General features: G+C 59.9%; 13 protein-coding genes and 1 pseudogene. 2 read left to right on the forward strand and 12 right to left on the reverse strand.

The genetic code is table 11. The features are described from left to right. Nucleotides 1-125 precede the first annotated feature (125 nt). From AB8W27_RS20995 to AB8W27_RS21010, 4 genes and pseudogenes are all read right to left on the reverse strand, one after another. Nucleotides 126-896 (reverse strand): AAA family ATPase, encoded by a 771-nt coding sequence (locus AB8W27_RS20995; protein ID WP_161578214.1) that lies wholly within the window; start codon nt 894-896, stop codon nt 126-128. 567 nt (nt 897-1,463) lie between these two features. Then, on the reverse strand, nt 1,464-2,720 hold the full coding sequence (locus AB8W27_RS21000) for a hypothetical protein (protein WP_012815845.1): 1,257 nt from the start codon (nt 2,718-2,720) through the stop codon (nt 1,464-1,466). Nucleotides 2,721-2,926: 206 nt separating this feature from the next. Further along, nucleotides 2,927-5,640, reverse strand: a pseudogene (mgtA, locus tag AB8W27_RS21005) (magnesium-translocating P-type ATPase). 602 nt (nt 5,641-6,242) lie between these two features. Continuing rightward, entirely contained in the window at nt 6,243-7,364 is a 1,122-nt protein-coding gene (locus AB8W27_RS21010; protein ID WP_041924249.1) for a cupin domain-containing protein, read from the reverse strand. Between the two features lie 149 nt (nt 7,365-7,513). Between AB8W27_RS21010 and AB8W27_RS21015 the strand changes: the two genes are divergently transcribed. Beyond that, nucleotides 7,514-7,681 carry a hypothetical protein gene (locus tag AB8W27_RS21015; protein WP_007767731.1) on the forward strand — a complete coding sequence of 56 codons (168 nt, stop codon included), beginning with the start codon at nt 7,514-7,516 and terminating at the stop codon, nt 7,679-7,681. A gap of 132 nt (nt 7,682-7,813) precedes the next feature. On the opposite strand, the gene AB8W27_RS21020 is transcribed toward AB8W27_RS21015, so the two are convergent. Next, nucleotides 7,814-7,996: a hypothetical protein gene (locus AB8W27_RS21020; protein WP_282914043.1), complete on the reverse strand. Its 183-nt coding sequence runs from the start codon at nt 7,994-7,996 to the stop codon at nt 7,814-7,816. 64 nt (nt 7,997-8,060) lie between these two features. Between AB8W27_RS21020 and AB8W27_RS21025 the strand changes: the two genes are divergently transcribed. Then, on the forward strand, nt 8,061-10,745 hold the full coding sequence (locus AB8W27_RS21025; protein ID WP_282914044.1) for an autotransporter domain-containing protein: 2,685 nt from the start codon (nt 8,061-8,063) through the stop codon (nt 10,743-10,745). 58 nt (nt 10,746-10,803) lie between these two features. On the opposite strand, the gene glgX is transcribed toward AB8W27_RS21025, so the two are convergent. From glgX to AB8W27_RS21060, 7 genes are all read right to left on the reverse strand, one after another. Further along, nucleotides 10,804-12,882, reverse strand: a complete 2,079-nt coding sequence (glgX, locus tag AB8W27_RS21030) for a glycogen debranching protein GlgX (protein ID WP_015740470.1) — start codon at nt 12,880-12,882, stop codon at nt 10,804-10,806. Between the two features lie 68 nt (nt 12,883-12,950). Continuing rightward, a complete protein-coding gene (gene treY / locus AB8W27_RS21035; RefSeq protein WP_015740471.1) occupies nt 12,951-15,482 on the reverse strand; it encodes a malto-oligosyltrehalose synthase in 2,532 nt (843 codons plus the stop codon). Continuing rightward, entirely contained in the window at nt 15,479-17,263 is a 1,785-nt protein-coding gene (gene treZ, locus AB8W27_RS21040; RefSeq protein ID WP_041924250.1) for a malto-oligosyltrehalose trehalohydrolase, read from the reverse strand. Before treZ ends, treY begins: the two co-directional genes overlap by 4 nt. Nucleotides 17,264-17,567: 304 nt before the next feature. Further along, the gene (locus AB8W27_RS21045) at nt 17,568-18,887 is read right to left on the reverse strand and encodes a type II toxin-antitoxin system HipA family toxin (protein WP_015740473.1); all 1,320 of its coding nucleotides are present in this window, start codon (nt 18,885-18,887) and stop codon (nt 17,568-17,570) included. 2 nt (nt 18,888-18,889) lie between these two features. After that, nucleotides 18,890-19,171, reverse strand: a complete 282-nt coding sequence (locus AB8W27_RS21050) for a helix-turn-helix transcriptional regulator (protein ID WP_015740474.1) — start codon at nt 19,169-19,171, stop codon at nt 18,890-18,892. A gap of 134 nt (nt 19,172-19,305) precedes the next feature. Then, on the reverse strand, nt 19,306-20,193 hold the full coding sequence (locus AB8W27_RS21055; protein ID WP_041924251.1) for a siderophore-interacting protein: 888 nt from the start codon (nt 20,191-20,193) through the stop codon (nt 19,306-19,308). Then, the gene (locus AB8W27_RS21060) at nt 20,190-21,401 is read right to left on the reverse strand and encodes an MFS transporter (protein ID WP_015740476.1); all 1,212 of its coding nucleotides are present in this window, start codon (nt 21,399-21,401) and stop codon (nt 20,190-20,192) included. Before AB8W27_RS21060 ends, AB8W27_RS21055 begins: the two co-directional genes overlap by 4 nt. Nucleotides 21,402-21,533: the final 132 nt, after the last annotated feature.

Here is a 21,533-nt window from a genome sequence, read left to right on the forward strand (position 1 = left end):
TTTCCTGATGATGCTATCGTAGCGTCTGAACCTTAAGGCAAACTTAAGAGATGAGTTTAATCTTAAATTTTTTGTGACGATGGCATCATTACGTATCAAAAAGCCGGAAAATCTCACCGCCGCAATCAGGCATCCGTAAATTCCAGCTTCGCTTTCACGCGCTCCAGCGACTGCAGATAATCGATATTCTCAATAAGCTGATGTAATTCCCGCGTTTCGCCGCCAGACTCCGCCAGTGCATCTTCAATAAAAGGCGAATGCCCGAAACGTTGCAGGATCACATTTTTCTTTTGCATGTCATTCAGCGAGCAGAGCGTAATAAACCGGAAGCGTTTTTTATACGTAGCGTCGTTTTTCAGGGTCTCCGTCGCCTCGCACGGTGCGGAAATAATGCACCGGAACGACGACATCAGATACGGCTTAAGAGAGAGAAGAATGCGCATCCCTGCCGACAGCTGGTCATTTTCTGCGGTGAACGCGTGCGTACCGTCCAGATACAGAATGACTTTATGGCGCTCGGCCAGCTCAACCGCCAGCGCCAGTTTTTTTTCTACCTCTTCCTGACTGGTATTACCTGCATACAGCGACACCATATTAATTTCCGCCAGATGGCAGCCCGGCTGGATCTGTAACAGGTAGCGGGAAAGATTGCGGACAAAACAGGACTTCCCGACGCCTTCATTGCCGGAGACGACCAGACTGTTAGTATTTCGGCATGACAGAATCGCCAGCGCCGAGAGGATTTCTGATTCCCGATACATCACGTCCGGAATATTTCCGCTGGCGAGCATCCCCATCAGATCGCTGGCATGAATGCCATGCTCTTTTAACAGTGAATAAAACGCCTTCCGGTCATGTTGCGGCTCAATGGTGAACAAATTGTTAGGTGGTGTCATTTTATTTTCCTTAAGCGTGTAATTACAAAAGTAATAATCCCGCCCTGATTCATTTCTGAAAAGGCGTTGAATACCGCTGCGGTTAAATGGGTAACAAAATAATAATGGCGCCGGTTAACGGGCACGACTTATCCCCACGCCGGAGACCATTCCACCAGCGTTTGCGTACCTTTTGCGCATTACAATTTTACGAGCGTCTCGTTGAATACCCCGTTGTGTGTCTGACTCTCCCGCCAGCATTTCAAAGGTCAGAAAGGCCAGCTCATATCATCAGGAGAATTGGATAGTTAAGCGGTGCTAAAACTTAATTAAGTGTGAAGATAGGCAAAAATCTTAAAGGCGTCAACTGCCGAAATAATTATCGATAAATAAGTTATTCCTTATACCGTGAATTGGCGAATTAAGATTTTCCTCAGTATGAATTACGGAAATAAAAAGGTAAGTTGTCCGGTTATTTTTTATGGGGGCAGGTAAAATTTTATGTCGCAAACGGGTGGCGATACGGATGGAAATCATTAAAAAACCCCGCCGATGCGGGGTTTGTGAGAGAAAAGAAGACGAGCGGTTTCAGAACGTACTGTAAAGCAGCGCAGAAACCGTGAGCAGGCCGCCAGCAGCGACCACGACCGCCGTCGGGCCTCGCAGCGAGCGCAGCGCGTCACGGGTATAGATCAGGTACGTCGGGATAAGAAACAGGAAGATGGCGGTCAGCGGCCCGCAGACGGTTTCGATCAGCGTAATAACGTCCGGGTTGAGGTCAACCACGCCGAATGTCACGACAAACATCGCCAGGAACGCGAGCGTCTTCGCACGCGTTTTTATACCGGTGCGCTCGGCAATCAGCGCCGTCATGGTTTCCGCCACAGGCAGGCACACGCCGAGAAACGATTTCGTCATCCCTACGATGGCGATAAACGGCGCGAGGATAAACAGCAGATCGAGACCGCCCTGACTCTGCATCACCGAGAGCATGTTCAGGTTTTCCGCTTTCGCTCTGGCGAACGTCGCCGGCGGGTTTGCCAGCAGGCAACTCAGCACGAAGAACACAATGCTGAAAATAATCAGCGCATACGCCACGCGCACCACCCGTACTGACTTCACTTCGCCGCCATGACCGCTTTCACGATAGTACGACGCCAGCGGCGCAATCAACGGCGCGGAGCAGAGCGCGAAAGAGATGAGCGGCAAGGTCAGCCAGATATTTTTCAACGCGTCGCCCACGGGCTCGCCTGCCGGAATGAGCGGCATACTGAAATTCGCCAGGCTCCAGGCGGGGATCTGGAGCACCGCTATCAGCAGAAGCGATAACGCAAACGGCAGCGCCAGCGCGCCCATCATGCTGACGACTTTATCGCGCCCTTTGCTGAGCGCCAGAAACAGCACCGCCACGACGACAAACGCCAGCAGCGCGCGATTTACCGGCGCGACATGCATGCGATTCATCAGGTAATCCGAGATAGCATTTACCAGCGAGATGGCATACACCAGCGTGACCGGGAAATGCGCGACGCAGAAGAAAATCCGGATCGCCGCCCTCCCCTTCGGGCCGAAAAACGCGCCGAACAGCGGCAGCGTGCCGTCATCGGTCTGTTTATCGCGCATAAATACGCGGCAAATCAGCACATGCGGCACCAGCGAAAGCGGAATGCCCAGTATCAGCAGAAGAAGAAAAACCAGCGGGCCGCGCGTGCCGATTTCAACAGGAAGAAACAGCGTGCCCGCGCCGACGGTAGCGCCGTAAACGCCCAGCATCCAGAGCGTGTCTCTGAATCTCCAGTGGCTACGGGCTGGCAGGCCGCTGTCCGTGGGGGTTGATATTGTCATTGTCTATATTTCAGCTTAATGGATTAAGAATGTACCGAAGCCGTTTCGCAGGCCGGTTAAGAAAAAACGCACAGGGCGTAAACAGGGGCTGAATGATATAGAAATCGGGCGCTGAATTCGAAGCTCGCGGGTGATAAAACGTAAATAAACGCAACGGCGCGCGCGGTAATGACAAAGGGGCGCATGCCCCTTTGTCGGTTGATAACTCAGAACCACTGGCCAAATTTGCGGATATACAGCCATTTCATGCCCTGCACGACAACGCAATAGGCGAAAAGGATCCCCGCCAGCCACGGGAAATACGCCCACGGCAGCGGCACCAGACCAATCATATGGCCGAGCGGAGAAAACGGAATCGCTATCCCGGTGACCATAACGATCCCGGTCGTCACCAGCACCGGCAGCGCGGCGCGGCTCTGGATAAACGGAATTTTCCGGGTGCGCAGCATATGCACAACCAGCGTCTGCGACAGCAATCCTTCGACAAACCAGCCGGACTGAAAGAGTGACTGCGCCGCAGGCGTAGTAGCGGCAAAAACAAACCACATCACCGCAAACGTCACCATATCGAACAGCGACGACGTCGGCCCATCCAGATCATAAAGCGCTTAATATTCTGCGCATCCCATTTGCGCGGCTGACGCAGAAATTCCTTATCCATACGATCCCACGGCAGCGAGAGCTGTGAAATGTCGTACATCAGGTTCTGCACCAGCAGATGGATAGCAAGCATCGGCAGGAACGGCAGAAAGGCGCTCGCCACCAGCACAGAAAAGACGTTGCCGAAGTTCGAGCTGGCGGTCATGTTCAGATATTTGATGATATTGCCGAAGGTCTCGCGCCCGGTCAGCACCCCCTGCTCCAGCACCCTCAGATCTTTTTCCAGCAAAATGATGTCCGACGACGCTTTGGCGATATCCGCCGCGCTGTCGACCGAAATACCGACATCCGCATCGTGCAGGGCGGGCGCATCGTTAATGCCATCGCCCAGGAACCCCACCGTGTGACCGTTGTTTTGCAGCGCGCGCAGAATGCGGGATTTCTGCAGCGGCGTCAGCTTCGCGAAAATCGCGCCGTGTTCGACAGCCGTTGAAAGCTGCGCCTCGTCCATCTCCTCAATCCGATCGCCGGTGAGGATCTCGTGGTTGTCGATCCCGACCGCCTGGCAAATGCTGGCCGCCACCAGCGGGTTATCGCCGGTAAGCACTTTCACGGTCACGCCGTGCGCATGGAGGGCCGAAATCGCCTGCGCCGCGCTCGCCTTCGGCGGATCGAGAAACGTCAGCATCCCTTCAATAATCAACCCATTTTCATCCGCCACGCAGAGCGGATGATTAAGCCCCGGCTCCGGCAGTTCGCGTGTCGCCACCACCAGCACCCGGAAACCCTGCGCATTGTACTGGCGCGTTAAGCGCGCAAACGCGGCGCGGCGCGCGTCATCAAGCGCATAAACCGTGTCGCCATCGCGAATGTGCGTTGATATCGCGAGCATTTCTTCGACGGCGCCTTTGCAGATGAGCGTCTGCTGATGCGCGCCATAACGTTCCACCACTACAGAAACACGGCGGCGTACAAAATCAAACGGCAGCTCGTCAATTTTGAAATAGCCGGACTGCACCGCAGACGAAAGCGCTGCCTGCCCGGCGGCCAGCACCGCCTGATCCATCAGGTTGCGCGATCCGCTCAGGTTGACGCTGTTCAGCCAGGCAAGCGACAGCACAGGCAGGCTGTCATGGCCGTGGCAGTCCAGATGCCTCTCAAGCACGATGTTGTCCTGGGTGAGCGTGCCGGTTTTATCCGTACACAGCACATCCATCGCGCCGAAATTCTGAATCGCGTTGAGATGCTTCACAATCACCTTGCGGCGCGCCATCACTATCGCGCCTTTCGCCAGGTTAGCGCTGACGATCATCGGCAGCATTTCCGGCGTCAGGCCCACCGCGACCGCCAGCGCGAAAAACGTCGCGTCCAGCCAGTCGCCTTTGCTGAAGCCGTTAATGAGCAGCACCACCGGCACCATCACCAGCATAAAGCGAATAAGCAGCCAGCTGACGCTGTTCACGCCTTTATCAAACGCCGTCTGAGTGCGGTTGCCGACAAGCGATTTCGCAAGCTTTCCGAAATACGTTTTCGCGCCGGTCGCCACCACCACGCCGCAGGCGGTGCCGCTCGCGACGCTGGTGCCCATCAGACAGATATTGCCTCGCTCCAGCAGGCTGGCGTTATCGCCGGGCAGGTCATCTGCCGTGACGCCTTTGCCCTGCACATGACCGGTAACGTCATATTTCTCCACGGGCAGTGATTCGCCGCTCAGTATCGCCTGGCTGATGAACAGATCTCGGGAGGCGATAAGGCGTAAATCCGCCGGGATCAGATCGCCTGCCGAGAGATACACAATGTCGCCCGGCACCAGCGCCTCGACCGGGATTTCCCGTTTTTCGCCGTCGCGATGGCTGGCGGTACGGCGTAACACGGTCGCCGTCGTGCTGACCATGGATTTCAGCGCCTGCGCCGCTTTACTGGTGCGAAACTCCTGCCAGAAGCGCAGCAGGCCGCTGAACAGCACCATCGTGACGATGATAATCACGCCAGTCAGATCGGTCTCCTGCCCTGCGCGCAACGGATACCCGTAATCGGTAAAGAAACTGATCACCGCCAGCGCCATCAGCACATAGATGAAGGGATTGTTGAACGCCTGTAAGAGCTGCACCAGCGCGGGCGGCGCATTGTCATGCGCCACGGTATTCGGGCCATAAACGGCAAGGCGCGCCCGGGCTTCGTTTTCAGGCAGCCCATTTTCACTACTTTCCAGCCGCGCTAATGTTTGTTCCGGGCGTTCCGCGGACGCCGCTTCGATGCAAAAAAACGCCGCCTGTGTTTTAGCGGCGCTGTTCAGGTTTTTTTGATTGTGCTTTGCCATACCGGCACCTGTTATTCAGCAGGCAGCGAAACGCGTCCGCGCATCGCCGCCACGGTTTTATAAGGCGCACGCGATTTCACCTTTAAAAAGTAAAGGCGTGCTGAAGAATATGTTTAAAAAAGGAAAGGAATTAACGGAAAGGCGGAGGGAACAGCGCCGTATGAATAAAAAACATAGGTAAGCACTCCTTAATAAAACAAGGATAAAAGCCTGGGGTGCAATAAGAAGAAGTAAAACATTGCTGCCCGCCATGAGAGGCAAACAGCGAAGGTGACGTCGCGAGTTTGCCCGTTAATAAAATCCGGTATCGCTGTTCAGGGGAGGGATCTCCATCAATAATTTTCCGGCAGTATAAAACGCAGCCGCTTAAAGTAAACGTCTTCACGCGTTCAGTTTACAGAGCGTTTAGCTTTGGTTTCTGCCGCGTCGTTTACTGACAAAGAAAAGAATCTGGCAGGTTATTTTATTATCGGCGGTGCGGATAATGTATTGTCGGCATAAATCGAAGCTCTGGTCTTTTATTAACGAACGCCAGGCTATTCGTCACAGACAATCTTAAAAAGAAAACGGCCTTCACTGGAAATGAAAGTCGTCAGGAACGTTTATTCGTCGAAGAACCAGTAGCCCTGGTTTATCAGGTCGGTCAGCTCATCAATAAACGCCGGATGATGCAGCGCGTCGCCCAGTTCGTTCTGGCCCACGTCGGTATAGCGGCACAGCACATCCGCCGCGCGCGGATCCACGGTGTCGTACTGCTCGCTGTTAATGAAAAAGCAGCCGTTGACGTTCAGCACCCGCAGCCCGGAAAGGCGCGTAAGGGTTTCCCCGCCAAGCAGCGCCTCGCGCACCTCTTCGGCCGTGTACGGCGGTTCGGCGGCGGCGATATCCAGTTCGTGGCGCGGGGTGGTGACGAACGAGCCAAACCAGCGGGTAAAGTCTTCCGGCTGGTTAATCAGCCCGATCATCATATGGCGGATGCGCTCAAGCTCATACGCCTCGACGCGGCCCGGATGGTCGCGACAGGTCAGATCCGGGTCGCTGTAGTGCTCGCCGCCCAGATCGTTTTCCAGCGCATAATCCGCAAAGCTGCTGATTAAATCGCGCCCGTTCGGCCCGCGAAAACCGACGGAGTAGTTGAGCGCCGTTTCGTGGGTAAATCCGTCGTGCGGGAAGCCTGGCGGAATATAAAGGATATCGCCCGGTTCGAGATCTTCATCGATAATCGGCTCGAACGGATCGACATGCAGCAGCGCCGGGTGCGGGCAGAACTGACGCATCGGCAGCTTATCGCCTACGCGCCAGCGACGGCTGCCCATGCCCTGGATAATAAACACGTCGTACTGATCGATATGCGGGCCGACGCCGCCGCCCGGTACGGAAAACGAAATCATTAGGTCGTCCAGGCGCCAGTCCGGCAGTACGCGAAACGGTCGTACCAGCTCGGCGGACGGCGCGTGCCAGTGGTTTACCGCCTGCGCCAGCAGGGACCAGCCGGTGTCGCCAAGCCCGTCGAAATGTTCAAACGGGCCGTTGCTGGCGTGCCATTTTCCGTTAGCGTGGCTCACCAGACGGCTGTCGACCTCCGGCTCCATCGCCAACCCGGCCAGTTCATCCGGCGTGATCGGGTCAATAAAATTCGCAAACGCCTGTTTCAGCACGACAGGTTTTTTCTGCCAGTATTTTTCTAAAAATTCCGGCCAGTTCAGGTTGAGTTGGTAAGCCATAGCATCACACCAGTGAAGGATTGAGGGCGTGATTATAAGAAGGCTTACCGGTGCGCCGCCTTGTCATGGGTCAAGCGCCGGACCTGCGCATTATCAACGCGCCCTGTTTTTCGGTATGATGGATAACATTATTCACCGCCGGAGGGCGTATGCATTATCTGCTGGAACTGATTTGCGATATTCTGTGGTACTGGCCATCCCGTAACCCACCCGCCGAGGGAAGAAACGCCATTCCTTCGCTTAAACACAAGCCGCTGTTTCGCATGCCGGCAGGCGATCCCCTGAAAAAAGACGAACAGAAAAAAGATCCGGAGTAAGCCCTTGTCGCTACGCCGCTAATTGTCCCTGAAAACCTGGTTATATCGGCCCATCGTTACCGCACTCACAATGTTACGCTGCGCAACAATCCAACCCTTCTGATCATTTCACTGCGGGTAAATGATGGCGCGTCACGTTTCAGGGCTGCTTAACGCGGTCTGTTTTTTCGCTGTTTTTCTCGTCCTCCTGGCGATAACGATCTCGCCCGCCCGCGCGCTCTCCTCGGCGTGTATGGCCCTGAACGCCGCAAGCCCGGTGAGTTCCGCCACCAGCACGTACAATGCCAGCGCTTTCAGCGCGGATGAAAGCGTCACGGTCTCATTTACTGACAATGGTGGAGGCGCCGGCGGCTCCCAGATGAGTGCAGATGCGGTTCTTATGCACTCCCGGAACTTCTCCCGGCATTATCTGGTGCATTACAGCTCAGACGGCAATGCCGGGAGTTTCAGCACCACGGTGACCGGCGCGCAGCTCACCGCAGACGGGCTTTACCTGAAAGTATCGACGGCCAACGGTTTTATCAGCCCGGTGACCGTCTCCTGTACCGCCGCAGTCACGCTCTCATCAGACGCCACGCTGAGCGGGCTCTCGTTTTCCGGCGGCGCCCTCTCCCCCGGTTTCTCGTCCAGCGCCACCAGCTACCATGCCACGGTCGACTATGCCGTCGCCTCCGTGACGCTGACGCCCGTCACCACTCACGCCGCCGCCACGGTTACCATTAACGGCAACGCTGTCGCGTCGGGCGCCGCTTCGACCGCTTTTAACCTTAGCGTGGGCATAAATACTTTCGGGATCGTCGTCACCGCCGAAGATGGCTCCACGAAAAATTACAGCGTCACAGTCCAGCGCAACGAGCAGACGCCGGTAGCGGGCAATGTTTCCGCACAGGTGGCGGCCAACAGCCACGATAACCCGATTACGCTCGCCCTCTCCGGGGGCAGCGCTACGGCCGTGAATCTGGTTACCATCCCGGCACATGGCACGCTGGTTATCTCCGGCACGTCGGTCACCTATACGCCACTGGCCGGGTATAGCGGCAGCGACAGTTTCACGTATACCGCCAGCAACAGCGCGGGCACGTCGGCAAGCGCCACGGTATCGCTGATCATTACCGCGCCCGCGACCGTCACAATAGCTCCCGCCAGCGGCGCGCTCCCGGCGGCCACTAAAGGCAGCGCCTGGTCGCAGAGTCTCTCGGCTACCGGCGGCACAGCGCCTTATACCTGGGCAGCGCATGGTCTGCCAGCAGGCATTACGCTGAACAGCACAACCGGCGCGCTCTCCGGCACGCCCACCACGTCCGGCAGTTTCAGCTTCACGCTGACCGCGCAGGACGCCGGGGGTATTTCTTCCACCGTGACCTATACGCTCGTGGTGACGAATGACGCGCCGCCAGCCGCCACACTCGTAATGACGCCGGCTGCGGGCGCACTCCCGCCTGGCACGGTCGGCACCGCCTTATCGCAGACGTTCACGGTGAGCGGTGGCGCAACGCCCTATACCTGGCAACTGAACGGTACGCTGCCCGCGGGGCTTACCTTCTCCGACGGCATCCTGAAAGGCACCCCGCGCGCGTCAGGCGACAGCGCCCTGACGCTTTCGGCCACCGATGCGAATGGCGCCGTGGTTCACGCCGCCTATACACTGCACATCAACGCCGCGGCGGCGCAGGCGGTGGATCAGAGCGCGTCGATCTCAGCCGGACGCGTCGCCCGCGTGTCGCTCACGCGCGGCGCTACCGGCGGCCCGTTCACCGGCGCGCGTCTGCTAGCGGCCCCGGATAAACGCCAGGGCAGCGCGACCATTCAGCCGCGGGGCGCCGATTACGAACTCACCTTTACCGCCGCGCCGCAGGCCAGCGGCACCGTCGCGCTGCGCTACGTGCTGTTAAACGCCTCCGGCGCCACTCCGCCTGCGACCATTACGCTGAGTATCGCCTCCCGCCCCGATCCGTCGAAAGACGCCAGCGTGACGGGCACCGTCAGCGCGCAGTACCAGGCGGCGCAAAACTTCGCCCGCGCGCAGATCCGCAACTTCAACGATCGTCTCGAACAACTGCACGGCAGCGAAAACGTACCGTCCAGCCTGAATGGCGTACACTTCGCCCTGCCTTCTTCGCAGGCGGAGCGCGGGCTGGATACCGATCTCTGGGATGCGGCGCTGCAACAGCAGGCGCAGCTGGATGCGCAGAACAGCCTGCCGCCCGCGCTGCCGCTCGGAACGCAGGCGCCCGGCCAGCGTCTGTCTTACTGGACGGGCGGTTATGTCGATTTCGGGCGTGATAAAGACAGTACGATGCGCTTAAGCCACACGCTGGTGGGCGTCAGCACCGGGGTGGATTACCGTTTCACACCCACCGTGACGGCGGGCGTCGGCATCGGCTTCGGGCGCGACGTCAGCGATATCGGCGATACCGGCACCCGCAGCAATGGCCGCTCGCTGAGCACCGCGCTGTATGCGAGCTATCATCCGGATGCGGTTTTTGTCGACGGGCTGCTGGGCTACAGCCGTCTTGATTTCGACAGTAAACGCGACGTGAGCGAAACGGACGCCTTCGCGCGCGGCAGTCGCGCCGGAAGCCAGGTTTTCGGCGCGCTGACCTCCGGCTACGAGTTCCGCTCGCCGCAAAGCCTCGTCTCTCCGTATGGCCGCGTGCAGGTTTCGCAGACTCGCCTTGAGCGCTACACCGAATCGGACGCGGGCATGTATAACCTGGCGTTCGCGCCGCAGCGGTTCTCTCAGGTCACGGGCAGCGCGGGTCTGCGCGCGGAACATCGCGTTCCGCTTACCTGGGGCGGCGTGCGGCTGCAAAGCCGTGTCGAATATTCCCGCCTGATGAATGACACCGGCAGCGCGCGTGTCGGTTATGCGGATACGGGCAGTGATACCTGGCGAATGTCGCTGTATGAACAGAACCGGCAGTCGCTGGCGCTGGGCGTCGGGGTGGATATGCAGCTGCCGAACGGCGTCACGCCAGGCCTCGCGTATCAGGGTACGCTGGGACTGGATGACAGCGGTTCGCGCGCCCAGACCATCATGGCGCGGATGAACGTGGCGTTTTGATTGGCCAAAAAAAACGGCGCGGGGTTGCCCCTGCGCCGTAGGTGTTATGGCGTCGCGATTAAGGCCGTCTGAAGAGCGCGATGCTGCGCCCTTCCAGCTCAAAATCCTTCTCTTTCGTGATAACCAGCCCGTGGTTCGCGGTATCGGACGTGGTCAGCTCCAGCACCCAGCCGCCTTCTTCGCCAAACTGCGGAATGCGGAACGGCACGGTGCCTTCAAACGGGTTGAACAGCATCAACACGTCGTGCCAGATCCCCTCTTGCTCCTGCAAATCGGAGCGCCCGATGTAGAGGCCAAGCGTCGAGCCTTCATCCCACTGTTCCGGCGTCTGCAGCCCGCCGCCCGCGTTAAACCATTTGATCTCCATTCCGTCGCGCCAGCTCTCGCGGCGCAGCAACGGCTGTTCGGCGCGCAGGCGGATCACGTGACGGGTAAACTCGCGCAACGCTTCGGCGCTTTCCGGCAGGTTTTCCCAGTGCACCCAGGAGATCTCGCTGTCCTGGCAGTAGCCGTTGTTATTTCCCATCTGGCTGCGGCCAAACTCGTCGCCCGCCAGCAGCATCGGCGTGCCGTGCGAGAAAAAGAGCGTGGCGAGGAAGTTACGTTTCTGGCGTTCACGCACCGCGTTGATGCCTTCGTCGTCGGTCGGGCCTTCCGCGCCGTAGTTATAGGAGCGGTTGTCGTTATGGCCGTCGTTGTTGTCTTCGCCGTTATCCTCGTTGTGCTTGCCGTTATAGGAGACCAGATCGTTGAGCGTGAAGCCGTCATGCGCGGTAATGAAGTTGACGCTTGCCCACGGACGGCGGCCGCGCTGATCGTAGAGGTCGCCGGAGCCGAGCAGGCGCGCCGCGAAATCGGTCGAGACGTTATCGCCCTTCCAGTATTCGCGCACCGTATCACGGTATTTATCGTTCCACTCCGCCCAGCCCGGCGGGAAGCCGCCCACCTGGTAGCCGCCAGGGCCGATGTCCCACGGCTCGCCGATAAGTTTCACTTTCGAGAGCACAGGATCCTGCATGATGGCGTCAAAGAAGCCGCCGCGCTGGTCGAATCCTTCCGGCTCGCGGCCAAGAATGGTGCCCAGATCGAAGCGAAAACCGTCGATATGCATCGATTCTGCCCAGTAACGCAGTGAATCCATCACCATCTGCAATACGCGAGGATGGGACGTATTCACCGTGTTGCCGGTGCCGGTATCGTTAATGTAATACCGGTGCTGATCCGGCATGGTGCGGTAATAAGAGAAGTTATCGATGCCCTTAAACGAGAGCGTCGGGCCAAGCTCGTTGCCTTCGGCGGTGTGGTTATAAACCACATCCAGGATAACCTCGATACCGGCGTCGTGGTAGGCGCGCACCATGTCGCGGAAACCCTGAATGCCGCGCGGCCCGAAGTAGCGCGAGGCGGGCGCGAAGAAGTTAAGTGAATTGTAGCCCCAGAAGTTTTTCAGCCCCTTATCCAGCAGATGCTGATCGTCCGGGAACCAGTGCACCGGCAGCAATTCAACAGACGTAATGCCGAGGCTTTTGATGTAATCCACCGACGCCTTATGCGCCATGCCGTCATAGGTGCCGCGCAGCTCCGGCGGTATGGCCGGGTTGAGCTGGGTGAAGCCTTTCACATGGGTCTCATACACCACCGTGTGCGGCCAGACGACAGACGGACGGTTCTGATCCTGCCAGTCGAACTCATTCGGGTCGATAACCCGGCACTTCGGCATATACGGCGCGCTGTCACGCTCATCAAACGTCAGATCTTTATCTTCGTGCAGCAGATCGTAGGCAAAGTGCGCCTCGTTCCATTCGATATTGCCGACGAGATCGCGGGCGTACGGGTCGACCAGCAGCTTGTTCGGGTTAAAGCGGTGGCCGTTTTCCGGATCGTACGGCCCGTGCACGCGGTAGCCATACAGCGCGCCGGGTTGCAGGCCCGGCACATAACCGTGCCAGACTTCGTGCGTATATTCCGGCAGCGTCAGGCGGGCGATTTCGTGTTTGCCGCTCGGATCGTAAAGACACAGCTCCACACGCTCTGCGTGCGCCGAGAAAATCGCGAAGTTTACCCCCTCGCCGTCGTAGTTTGCGCCGAGGGGATAACTGCATCCCGCCGTGATTTCAAAAGCCTTATCGTTTGACATTTATCCCTCTCCATCCAGGCCGTAAATTTTCAGGACTACCACGATTCATGATGTTTATTTGCATGGAATCAGTCGGTTATCAGTATCACGGACGAGCAGCCATCAGCTGTCTCCAGGGTTATCCGATCGGTAAGACTCAGCGTCTCGCCGGTCAGTACGTTGCGCCAGCGACGGTGAGCCAGTGACGCTGGCAGCACGATATGTGTGTCGGGCCAGCCGCCGCTTGCCGGCAGCGACGCGCTCTCATAGAGCGCGGTGAACATCAGCCGCGGCGCGATGACGATGATGGCGTTATCGCCGTGCGTGCGGGCGTAAGCAATGACGTTACTGTCGAACTCGCCTTCAGCATGGAGCGGCAAATAGTCGCCGTGGCGGAACAGCGCCGGATCCTGCTGGCGCAGGTGCAGCACGCGGGCGATCAGGTGCTGTTTAAGGCGCCCGCTGATCCAGTCCTGCGGCGTGGCGGCAAGATTCGCCTGCGGCGCCAGCATACTGTCGAGCGCGATAAAATCCGGCTCGCGGCGGTTATCCGGGTCCACCAGGCTGAAGTTGAGCGCTTCGCTGCCCTGGTAGATATCCGGCACGCCGGGGGCTGTCAGTTTCAGCGCCGTCTGGGTCAGGCTGTTGACCAGGCCCGCGCGGATAAACGGCTGTAATGCCTCATGGAAATCCGTCAGGAAATCCTGATTGTCCGGCGAGAGCATATGGCTTGCGTAATCCAGCACCGCTTTTTCATAGGCATCGTTCGTGTCCGCCCAGTCGGTGCGCAGCTTCGCTTCGCGCAGCGCCTTTTCCACAAAAGCGAGAAAACGTTCTTCAAGCGCTTTCAGGCCCGCTTCATCATCCGGTTTCAGCGTGGCGGGCCAGACGCCCGCCAGCGCCTGATAGAGCATCCAGGTATCGGTGCCCTTCGGCGCGGTGCCGTCATTCAGGAACACCACTTTAGTCTGGTTCAGCTGACGCCAGCGCGCGACGCACTCGGCATAAAACAGCGGCGCTTCGGTGAGCGCATAAAGCCTGGCGCGGGCGTCTTCACCGCGTTTGGTGTCATGCGTCGACGTGCTGGTGAGCGCGTCCGGCTGATGCGCGAGACGCAGCACCATCTCTTTATGGAAACGATCCACCGAGAAGGTGCGCGGCAGCGGCTCGGCCCCCACTTCATTGAGCGCAAGCTGCATGTTCTGGCGGAAGAACAGCGTATCTTCCACGGATTTCGCCATCAGCGGGCCGGTAAGCTGCTGAAAACGGGTGCGGAACGTGGCGGCGTCGGCAACTGAGGCGCCGGAAATATTCCCGGCCAGCACATCGGTGATAAACCCGAGCGCCTGCGCATCCGGCGCATGCTCGCCAGCCTGCACTTTCGCGACCACTTTTTGCAACAGCGCGCTGTCGGCGGGCGTCAGCCCGTGCGCGGTGCCGTAGGTGCGGTACACCGGGAACGCCGCCAGCAGTTCTCGCAGCGCGTCGCGCAACGCCGGTTCTTCCGGCGTTACGCCCTCCTGCTGCGCAATGCGGGTCGCCAGCCGCAGCAGCGTGGTGAATTCGCCTTCGAAATTCCGGTCGGCCATCAGCAGTTTGGCGTCGCGCAGTTCGGCGCGCATATCCACCTCCTGCCCGACCACCTCGTGATACGCCTTGCTGAGATCCTCGAGCTTCGCGTCATCCACCAGCACATCCGAGAGCGCGGCGATAAATTCATACCCCGTCGTGCCGGAAATCGGCCAGTCATCCGGGATCTGCTCGCCCTTACCGAGAATTTTTTCCACGGTGATGTAGCAATCCGGCCCGGCTTTTTCGCGCAGCCGCTCCAGATACGCTTTCGGATCAGCAAGGCCGTCGACGTGATCCACCCGCAGGCCATCCACCGCGCCGGAGTGCACCAGGTCGAGGATCAGCCGGTGGCTGTCGTCAAACACGGCGTCATCTTCAACGCGCACGCCCGCCAGCCCGGTAATTTCAAAAAAACGGCGGTAGGAGAGCGAGCGCGGCGCATCGCGCCAGGAGATTAACTGGTACGGCTGGCGGTCGTGCAGCGCAGCGATGGCCTGTTTATCGGTCATCGCGAGCACTTCCGCCTCGCGCCCCTGCCAGGTCTCCGGATTGAGCGGGTAAAAGCTGTCGTAATAGGCGATCGCCGGTTTGCCGGTTTTCGGATCGGGCTTAACGCTGATTTCGCCGTTTTCCAGCACGTTTTCAAACGTGTCGCCCAGGAACGGCAGCGTCAGGCGGCGTGTCCAGTCGATATCGAAATAGCGGGCGTAACGGCTCTTTTCGCCGTGTTCAATCACATCTCGCCACCACGGGTTTTCCAGTGACGCCGCCATATGGTTGGGCACGATATCGAGGATCAGCCCCAGCCCGCCCGCTTTAAGCGCCTGTACCATGCGGTCGAAGCCCTTGCGACCGCCGATGGCGGGCTCTATCTCATTGGCGTCGGTCACGTCATAGCCGTGGGTGGAGCCGGTGGTCGCGGTAAACACCGGCGACGCGTACAGATGGCTGATGCCAAGCCGCTTCAGATAAGGCACCAGGCCCGCCGCGCGGTCAAATGTCATGCCGTTGCGAAACTGAATGCGGTACGTTGAAGAAGGAATACTCATTGCGCGTCTCCTTTCGCCAGGCGAACGTGAATGCTGTCAGGGGGCAGTTCGTCGCTTCCCTGCGGCCAGGCAAACAGCGTATCGCCCGGCAGATCCGGCAGCGGTTGCGGGCGCTCGCTGATATTCAGCGCCAGCGACAGCGTGCCTTTCGGGAAGGTCCAGCTCACCGCCACAAAACCCGGCGCGGTGTCGACGACACGTCCGCTGTGGCCGCCCGCCGTTGCCAGCAGCGGCACAATATGCTCACGGCGAAGCGTCAGCAGCTCGCGGGTGAGCGCAAGCCACGCCCTCCCCTCTTCGCTCTCCGGCTTCTGCCAGTCGAGTTTCGACATTTCAAACGTCTGCTGCGCGTTCGGATCCGGCACGCTGTCGCCGTCCCAGTCGCCGTGGCCTTCGAATTCGCGCGCGCGTCCTTCGCGCACGGCTTTGGCGAGCTCGCCGTGGAAATCGGTAAAGAACAGGAACGGATTGGTTTCGCCGTACTCTTCCCCCATAAACAGCAGCGGAATGTGCGGCGAGAGCAGCAGCGTCGCGAGCAGCACTTTGGTGCGGTCGCTGCCCGCCAGCTCAATCAGGCGCTCGCCCCAGGCGCGGTTGCCGACCTGGTCGTGGTTCTGGATAAAATCGACGAACGCGACCGGCGGCTGGCCGGTGCTGTCCACGCCGCGCGGCTCGCCGCTCTGCGGCGACACCTCGCCCTGATACGCGAAACCTTCCGTCAGTATGCGGGCGACGAGTTTTTCCGGCCGATCGGCGAAGTCCTGGTAATAAGCGTGCGTTTCGCCGGTGGCGAACACATGAATGGCGTTATGGAAATCATCGTTCCATTCGCCGGTAAACAGCGGCGCGCTGCCGTCCGGGTTACGCGGATGCAGGAAAATCACGTTGCGGCTGTCTTCGGTGGTGAGGTGCGCGGGGCGATCGGTGATTTCCGCGCGGATGCGCTCGGCAATTTCAATCAGCGCATGCTTTGCCGAGGTATCTTCAATCTGGTCGATGGCGTCAAAACGCAGGCCATCTAAGCGATATTCTTTGAGCCAGTAGAGCGGCGCTTCCACAATGTAACGGCGCACCGCGTCGACGTCATAAGCGATGCCGTTGCCCCAGGGGGTCATACGTTCTTTGTGGAAGAAATCGGGCGCCAGCAGCGGCAGATAGTTGCCTTCCGGGCCGAAATGGTTGAGCACGATATCCAGCACCACGGAAAGCCCGTGCGCGTGCGCGGCGTCGATAAACGCTTTGAAATCGTCCGGCGTGCCGTAGGCGGAGTGCGGCGCGTAAAGTAATACGCCGTCGTAGCCCCAGCCGCGGTTACCGCCGAACTGCGAGACGGGCAGCACTTCGAGCATCGTGACGCCAAGCTGCGCCAGATACGGCAGCTTTTCGATTGCCGCGCGGAAGGTGCCTTCCGGCGTAAAGGTGCCGATGTGCATCTCATAGACGACCGTCTCTTCCCACGGGCGGCCGCGCCAGTCCGTGGTTTTCCATGGGTACGCGCTGGGATCGACCACCAGCGACGGTCCGTTGACATCCGCTTTCTGAGCGCGCGAGGCCGGGTCCGGCACGGTCATGCCGTCTTCCAGCACAAAAGAGTATTCGGTTCCGGGCGCGACGCCCGGCACGTCCAGTTCAAACCAGCCATCGCCTGTCGGCGTCATGGGCAAATCCTGGCCCGCGAGGCGCAGCGTCACGCGCTTCTGTCCGGTCGCCCAGAGACGGAAGCGAACGGCGCCGTCCGCCACATATTCGCTACCCCAACTTTTCAGGAATGTGGACTCCATTCTGTTACCTCGTTTAATCCAGAAGTGAGCAGTGGCGCGATCGCGCAATTTCCGCTCCTGCGGCGTGCCTCAGGAGCGTTAACGTGTAAGCATGAGCCGGGTGCCGCAGCGGGCCGGTAGCGCGCAGGCCGCCTGTGTGAAAGCGGTTTTCTGCTGGGGGGTACAACGGATAACGGAATGTCCCGGCCCTGGCGGCATACGTGAACAATCATAGACCATTACCGGAGAAGTGCCGGGAAGCGCGACGAGGCGCGTCAGGAGAAGGAGTGACGACGCCGCGTGCGACACGGCGTCGAATGGGCGATTACGCGGCCAGGAGACGCGCGCACTGCTGGCGCATGCCGTCGAAAATCGCCCCGGCCAGAAAGGCGGGGAAATCGGGCGTAAGGGCATCGGCCACGCGCGCGATGACCGCGGGCGCGCTGGCTATCAGCTCATCAATCATGGCATTGACCTGCGCCGCCGACAGCCCGGCGAGTTCGCCCTGACGCAGCCAGTGACGACGGCGGATCTGACTCAAATGGTAATAGTTACTGCTGCCGCGCACGGCCATCGCCAGCTTGCACTTCTGCCACGCAATCTGGTGACGACCGGGCCCGATGACCGGCCAGGCGGAAAGGACGTCATACAGAGGCGTCAGGTGATACCGGTTGCCGGGCAGATGCGCGATGCTGAAATTCTTGGCGTGGCCGTCGGTCGCCGCGAGGATCCAGAAGATGATCTGGGCGCGGAAGAAGTGCGCGCGATCCGCCTGTGCGTTTTCCGAACGGCTCAGGATAGTCATGATGTCGCCGATGCCCGGCCCGCCGTCGGACTGATATTTACGCAGCGGCGAGACGCCCAGCGCCTGGCACATATCTTCCTGCGGCAGGCGCAGCCACCACTGGCCATCGCCGGACAGACGGCGGTCGAAACGTTCGACAATCAGCGCTTTCTGCTCTTCAAACTGCGCCATCTGCGTGCGTGCGACCGGAATGCCCCAGGCCTCCAGCAGCTGCGCGCAGAGCCACTCGTTTTCAATGGAGGTGCGCATATCCGCCTGCATATTACCCACCAGCCCGAGCGGCAGTTTGAAAATATGCGTGGTGGGCGTGTTGCCCTCCGGCAGACACCACTGGCCTTCGTGCCACAGCAGCGCGGTTTTCTCCTGCGCGCCCGCAATAGAGAGCCGCAACGTCTCTTCGCCGCCATGCTGACCAGGGAAGGCCCCGGCGGTGTGGCGCAGCATCGCGGCAATATCCACTGTGGAGAGTGGCCGGGCGCGAATGGTAAACAGCCCGTCCGGCGTTTCACCGGCAGGCAGCAACTGAATGGCGCCGACGCAGTCGCGCCCCAGCTCCGCCAGCAGATCGAACGGCTCCAGGCTTTGCGCCTGGTAGCGCATCGCCAGCCGCCGCCGGATGTTTTCGCTGTCCGGCAGGAGGTTGTCGAAGTAATCACGCACCCGCGCGCCGCGGTACGGCTGATTGCCGGGCGTGAACGGCAGCGACAATGACAGCGGCCTGCCCTGCGGATCACCGGGCCACGCAGGTAAATAGGTCAGCCGGTCTTCGCCGTTATGTTTATCCCAGTAACCGACCGGGATGCCGTTCATCCAGAGCGCTAAACGCGACGGGCGGCGCATGGTTACCACGCCTCGCGGCGGGCAGGCGAATCGTCACGCGCGGGCGCGTCGGCGTCAGCCGTCTGCGTTTCGCTGAGCGTTATCTCAATGCCGAGCACGTTAAAGACGCGGAACAGGCGCTCGATGCTGGCCGTTTCAGGGTTCGCCTCCAGGCGCGCATAGGTTTGCTGGGTAACGCCCAGCCGCGCGGAGACGTCTTTCTGGGTCAGCCCCTGATTTTTGCGAAAGCCCACCAGCAGCGGGCGCAGCTGGCTAAGCGTTTTCAGTGGATAGCAGGTGTTCATACGGGCGGGTCGCATCCTCGGATACATACGATAAGCTGTATTTTCTATTTTACACCCTTCAGGCTGTAGTATGCAATTACAGCCTGAAGGGTGTTAAAAACAGGATACAGCCTGTATGCTGTAAAAGCAGGGCGTCATACGTGGCTTTTCCCGCGCGACCAGTACGCCATAAAGCAGGCGCGGGCCGGATCGAGCTGGCGATCGCGCGTCAGGTAGTGACGCAGCCGTTTCACTGCGCCGGATTCCGCCGCCACCCAGGCGCGAAACGTCCCTGCCCCGCCGGCGCGCTGCCAGATAAGCGTCTCTTCGTCATTATCGTCTGCGGTCGTCTGCGCCGACACCAGCTCGCTGGCAGGCAGCGCTGCGGCGTCTTTCACCGCTTCCAGTAGTCGCTCGCCGTGTGGCGCGTTTTCATCACGCGCCAGCCAGTGGATATCGGCAAACGGGTAACGCAGGGGCTGGATGTCCTGCGCCAGCGGCACTTCCAGAAATGCCTGTACGCGCGGCGGCGCAGGCTGGCGGGCGAGCTGTTCGAGAATGCCGAGCGCGGCGGGCAACGCGGTTTCATCGGCCACCAGCAGCGCCTGACGAAGCGCGTCGTCAGCGCGCCATTCATAGCCGCCGCTGTCGCCAGGAAAATCACGATCCGGCGCGACGATTTGTAGCGTGTCGCCAGGTTTCGCGTGCATCGCCCAGCGCGACGCCGGGCCGCTGTCGCCGTGCAGCACAAACTCGACATCCAACTCGCACGCCTCTCTACGCAGCGCTCTCAACGTGTAAGTACGCATAAAAGGCCGCCGCTCGCGCGGCAGCGCCAGATAGTCCTGATACCAGCTGTCGCTCACCGGCAGCCTGGCGGTGTCGCCGTCGGGCCTCGCGAACATCAGCTTGATGCGCTGATCGGGCGCTTCATGCTTCATGTGCGCCACATCAGGGCCGGTGAACACGCAGCGTAGCAGCGAAGGGGTGACAGGAATGCGACGGCGCAGCGTCACGTTAAAAATGCGGTAACTGGCGGTCATACGGTGGGCTCCTGCGGCGCGGCGCGGCGCCAGACGCCGATGCTTAACAGTAAAAACAGCGCGGCGGTGATAAAGGCGGCAGCGATAAGCATCTGCTCGCCGAACCAGAGAGAAATCACCGGCACCAGCAGGGCGCTTACGCCATACCCGAGCGTATGGCTGGTGGCGATAACGCCCGCGCCTTTGCCGGTGGTAAGCCGGTCGTTAAGCAACACCTGATAGCCAGGCGTCGCCATCGCGGCGCCGAAAGAGGTTATCGCGATACCGGCGTAAAAGGTGACCAGCCCCGGCAGGATCATCAGCAGCAGACCAGTTGCCATCAGCGCCGCCGCCGCCATCAGCAGCGCGCGCGGCTGAAGGCGCTGTGGGCGCACCACCAGGAACTGCGCCAGCAGCGTACTCGCCGCCGCCAGGCTTAGCAGCAGCGCCACGTGATGGCTGACGGCGCGGAGATCGCCATGAAACAGCGGGCGCAGATGCGGCGACAGGCCGAGCTGCATCAGGCTGACCGCGGCGGCCAGCAGCAGCGCGAGCGCAAGGAAGGGCAGCATATCCGCACGCAGGCGCGTCGACTGGCGCGCCACGGGCGCAAGCGGCGGATCGTTATGCTGGCGCGCCACCAGCAGCAGCGCGATAAAGGGCGCGAGCGCCATCAGCCAGAGCGGCATTTGCGGGTGAACGCTTAACGCGGCGGCCGCCAGCGGCGGGCCGATAAGACGCCCGCAGCTCAGGCCGGAACTGATGGAGGCAAGCGCCGCGAGCCGGTGCTCCATGCCCGCCCGCTGCATGGCCCACGTCTGGGCGGCAGGCACCATGCCGGAGACCGTCAGGCCGTAGAGCGCACGCGAGATAATCAGCCCGGCGAGCCCCAGGGACACGCCGACCACGCCGCGCGCCATTCCCCAGACCACCAGCGCCATCACGGCGAAACTCAGCAGATAACCGCCGAGCGCCGCCGCCACCACAAATTTACAGCCGCGCACTTCCGTCTGCCGTCCCCACCAGGGCGATCCGGGCAGAAATAGCATCGAACCGAACATCAGCAGTCCGGCCCAGACGGAGAGCGACAGCCCCGTCATCTGTACCAGTTGCGGCAATACCACGAGCAAACCGTTCTGCCCGATCCCGAGCAGACCCGCGCACAGCGCCAGCGGCCAGAGCGATTGTCCTGTGCGGCGGGCGTGTACGGCGTGAGAAGAAGCATCCATAAGCAGGTAAATATATTGTCAATAAAGATGAGGAAATTATGAAATTAATGAAAACAAATATTGCAAAAATAGTTGCCACTGTAAATAGAATCCCTATCATAACGATAATCATTATCAACAAAGGATGTGTTT

Source organism: Cronobacter turicensis, from assembly GCF_041222865.1.
Classification (GTDB): Bacteria; Pseudomonadota; Gammaproteobacteria; order Enterobacterales; family Enterobacteriaceae; genus Cronobacter; species Cronobacter turicensis.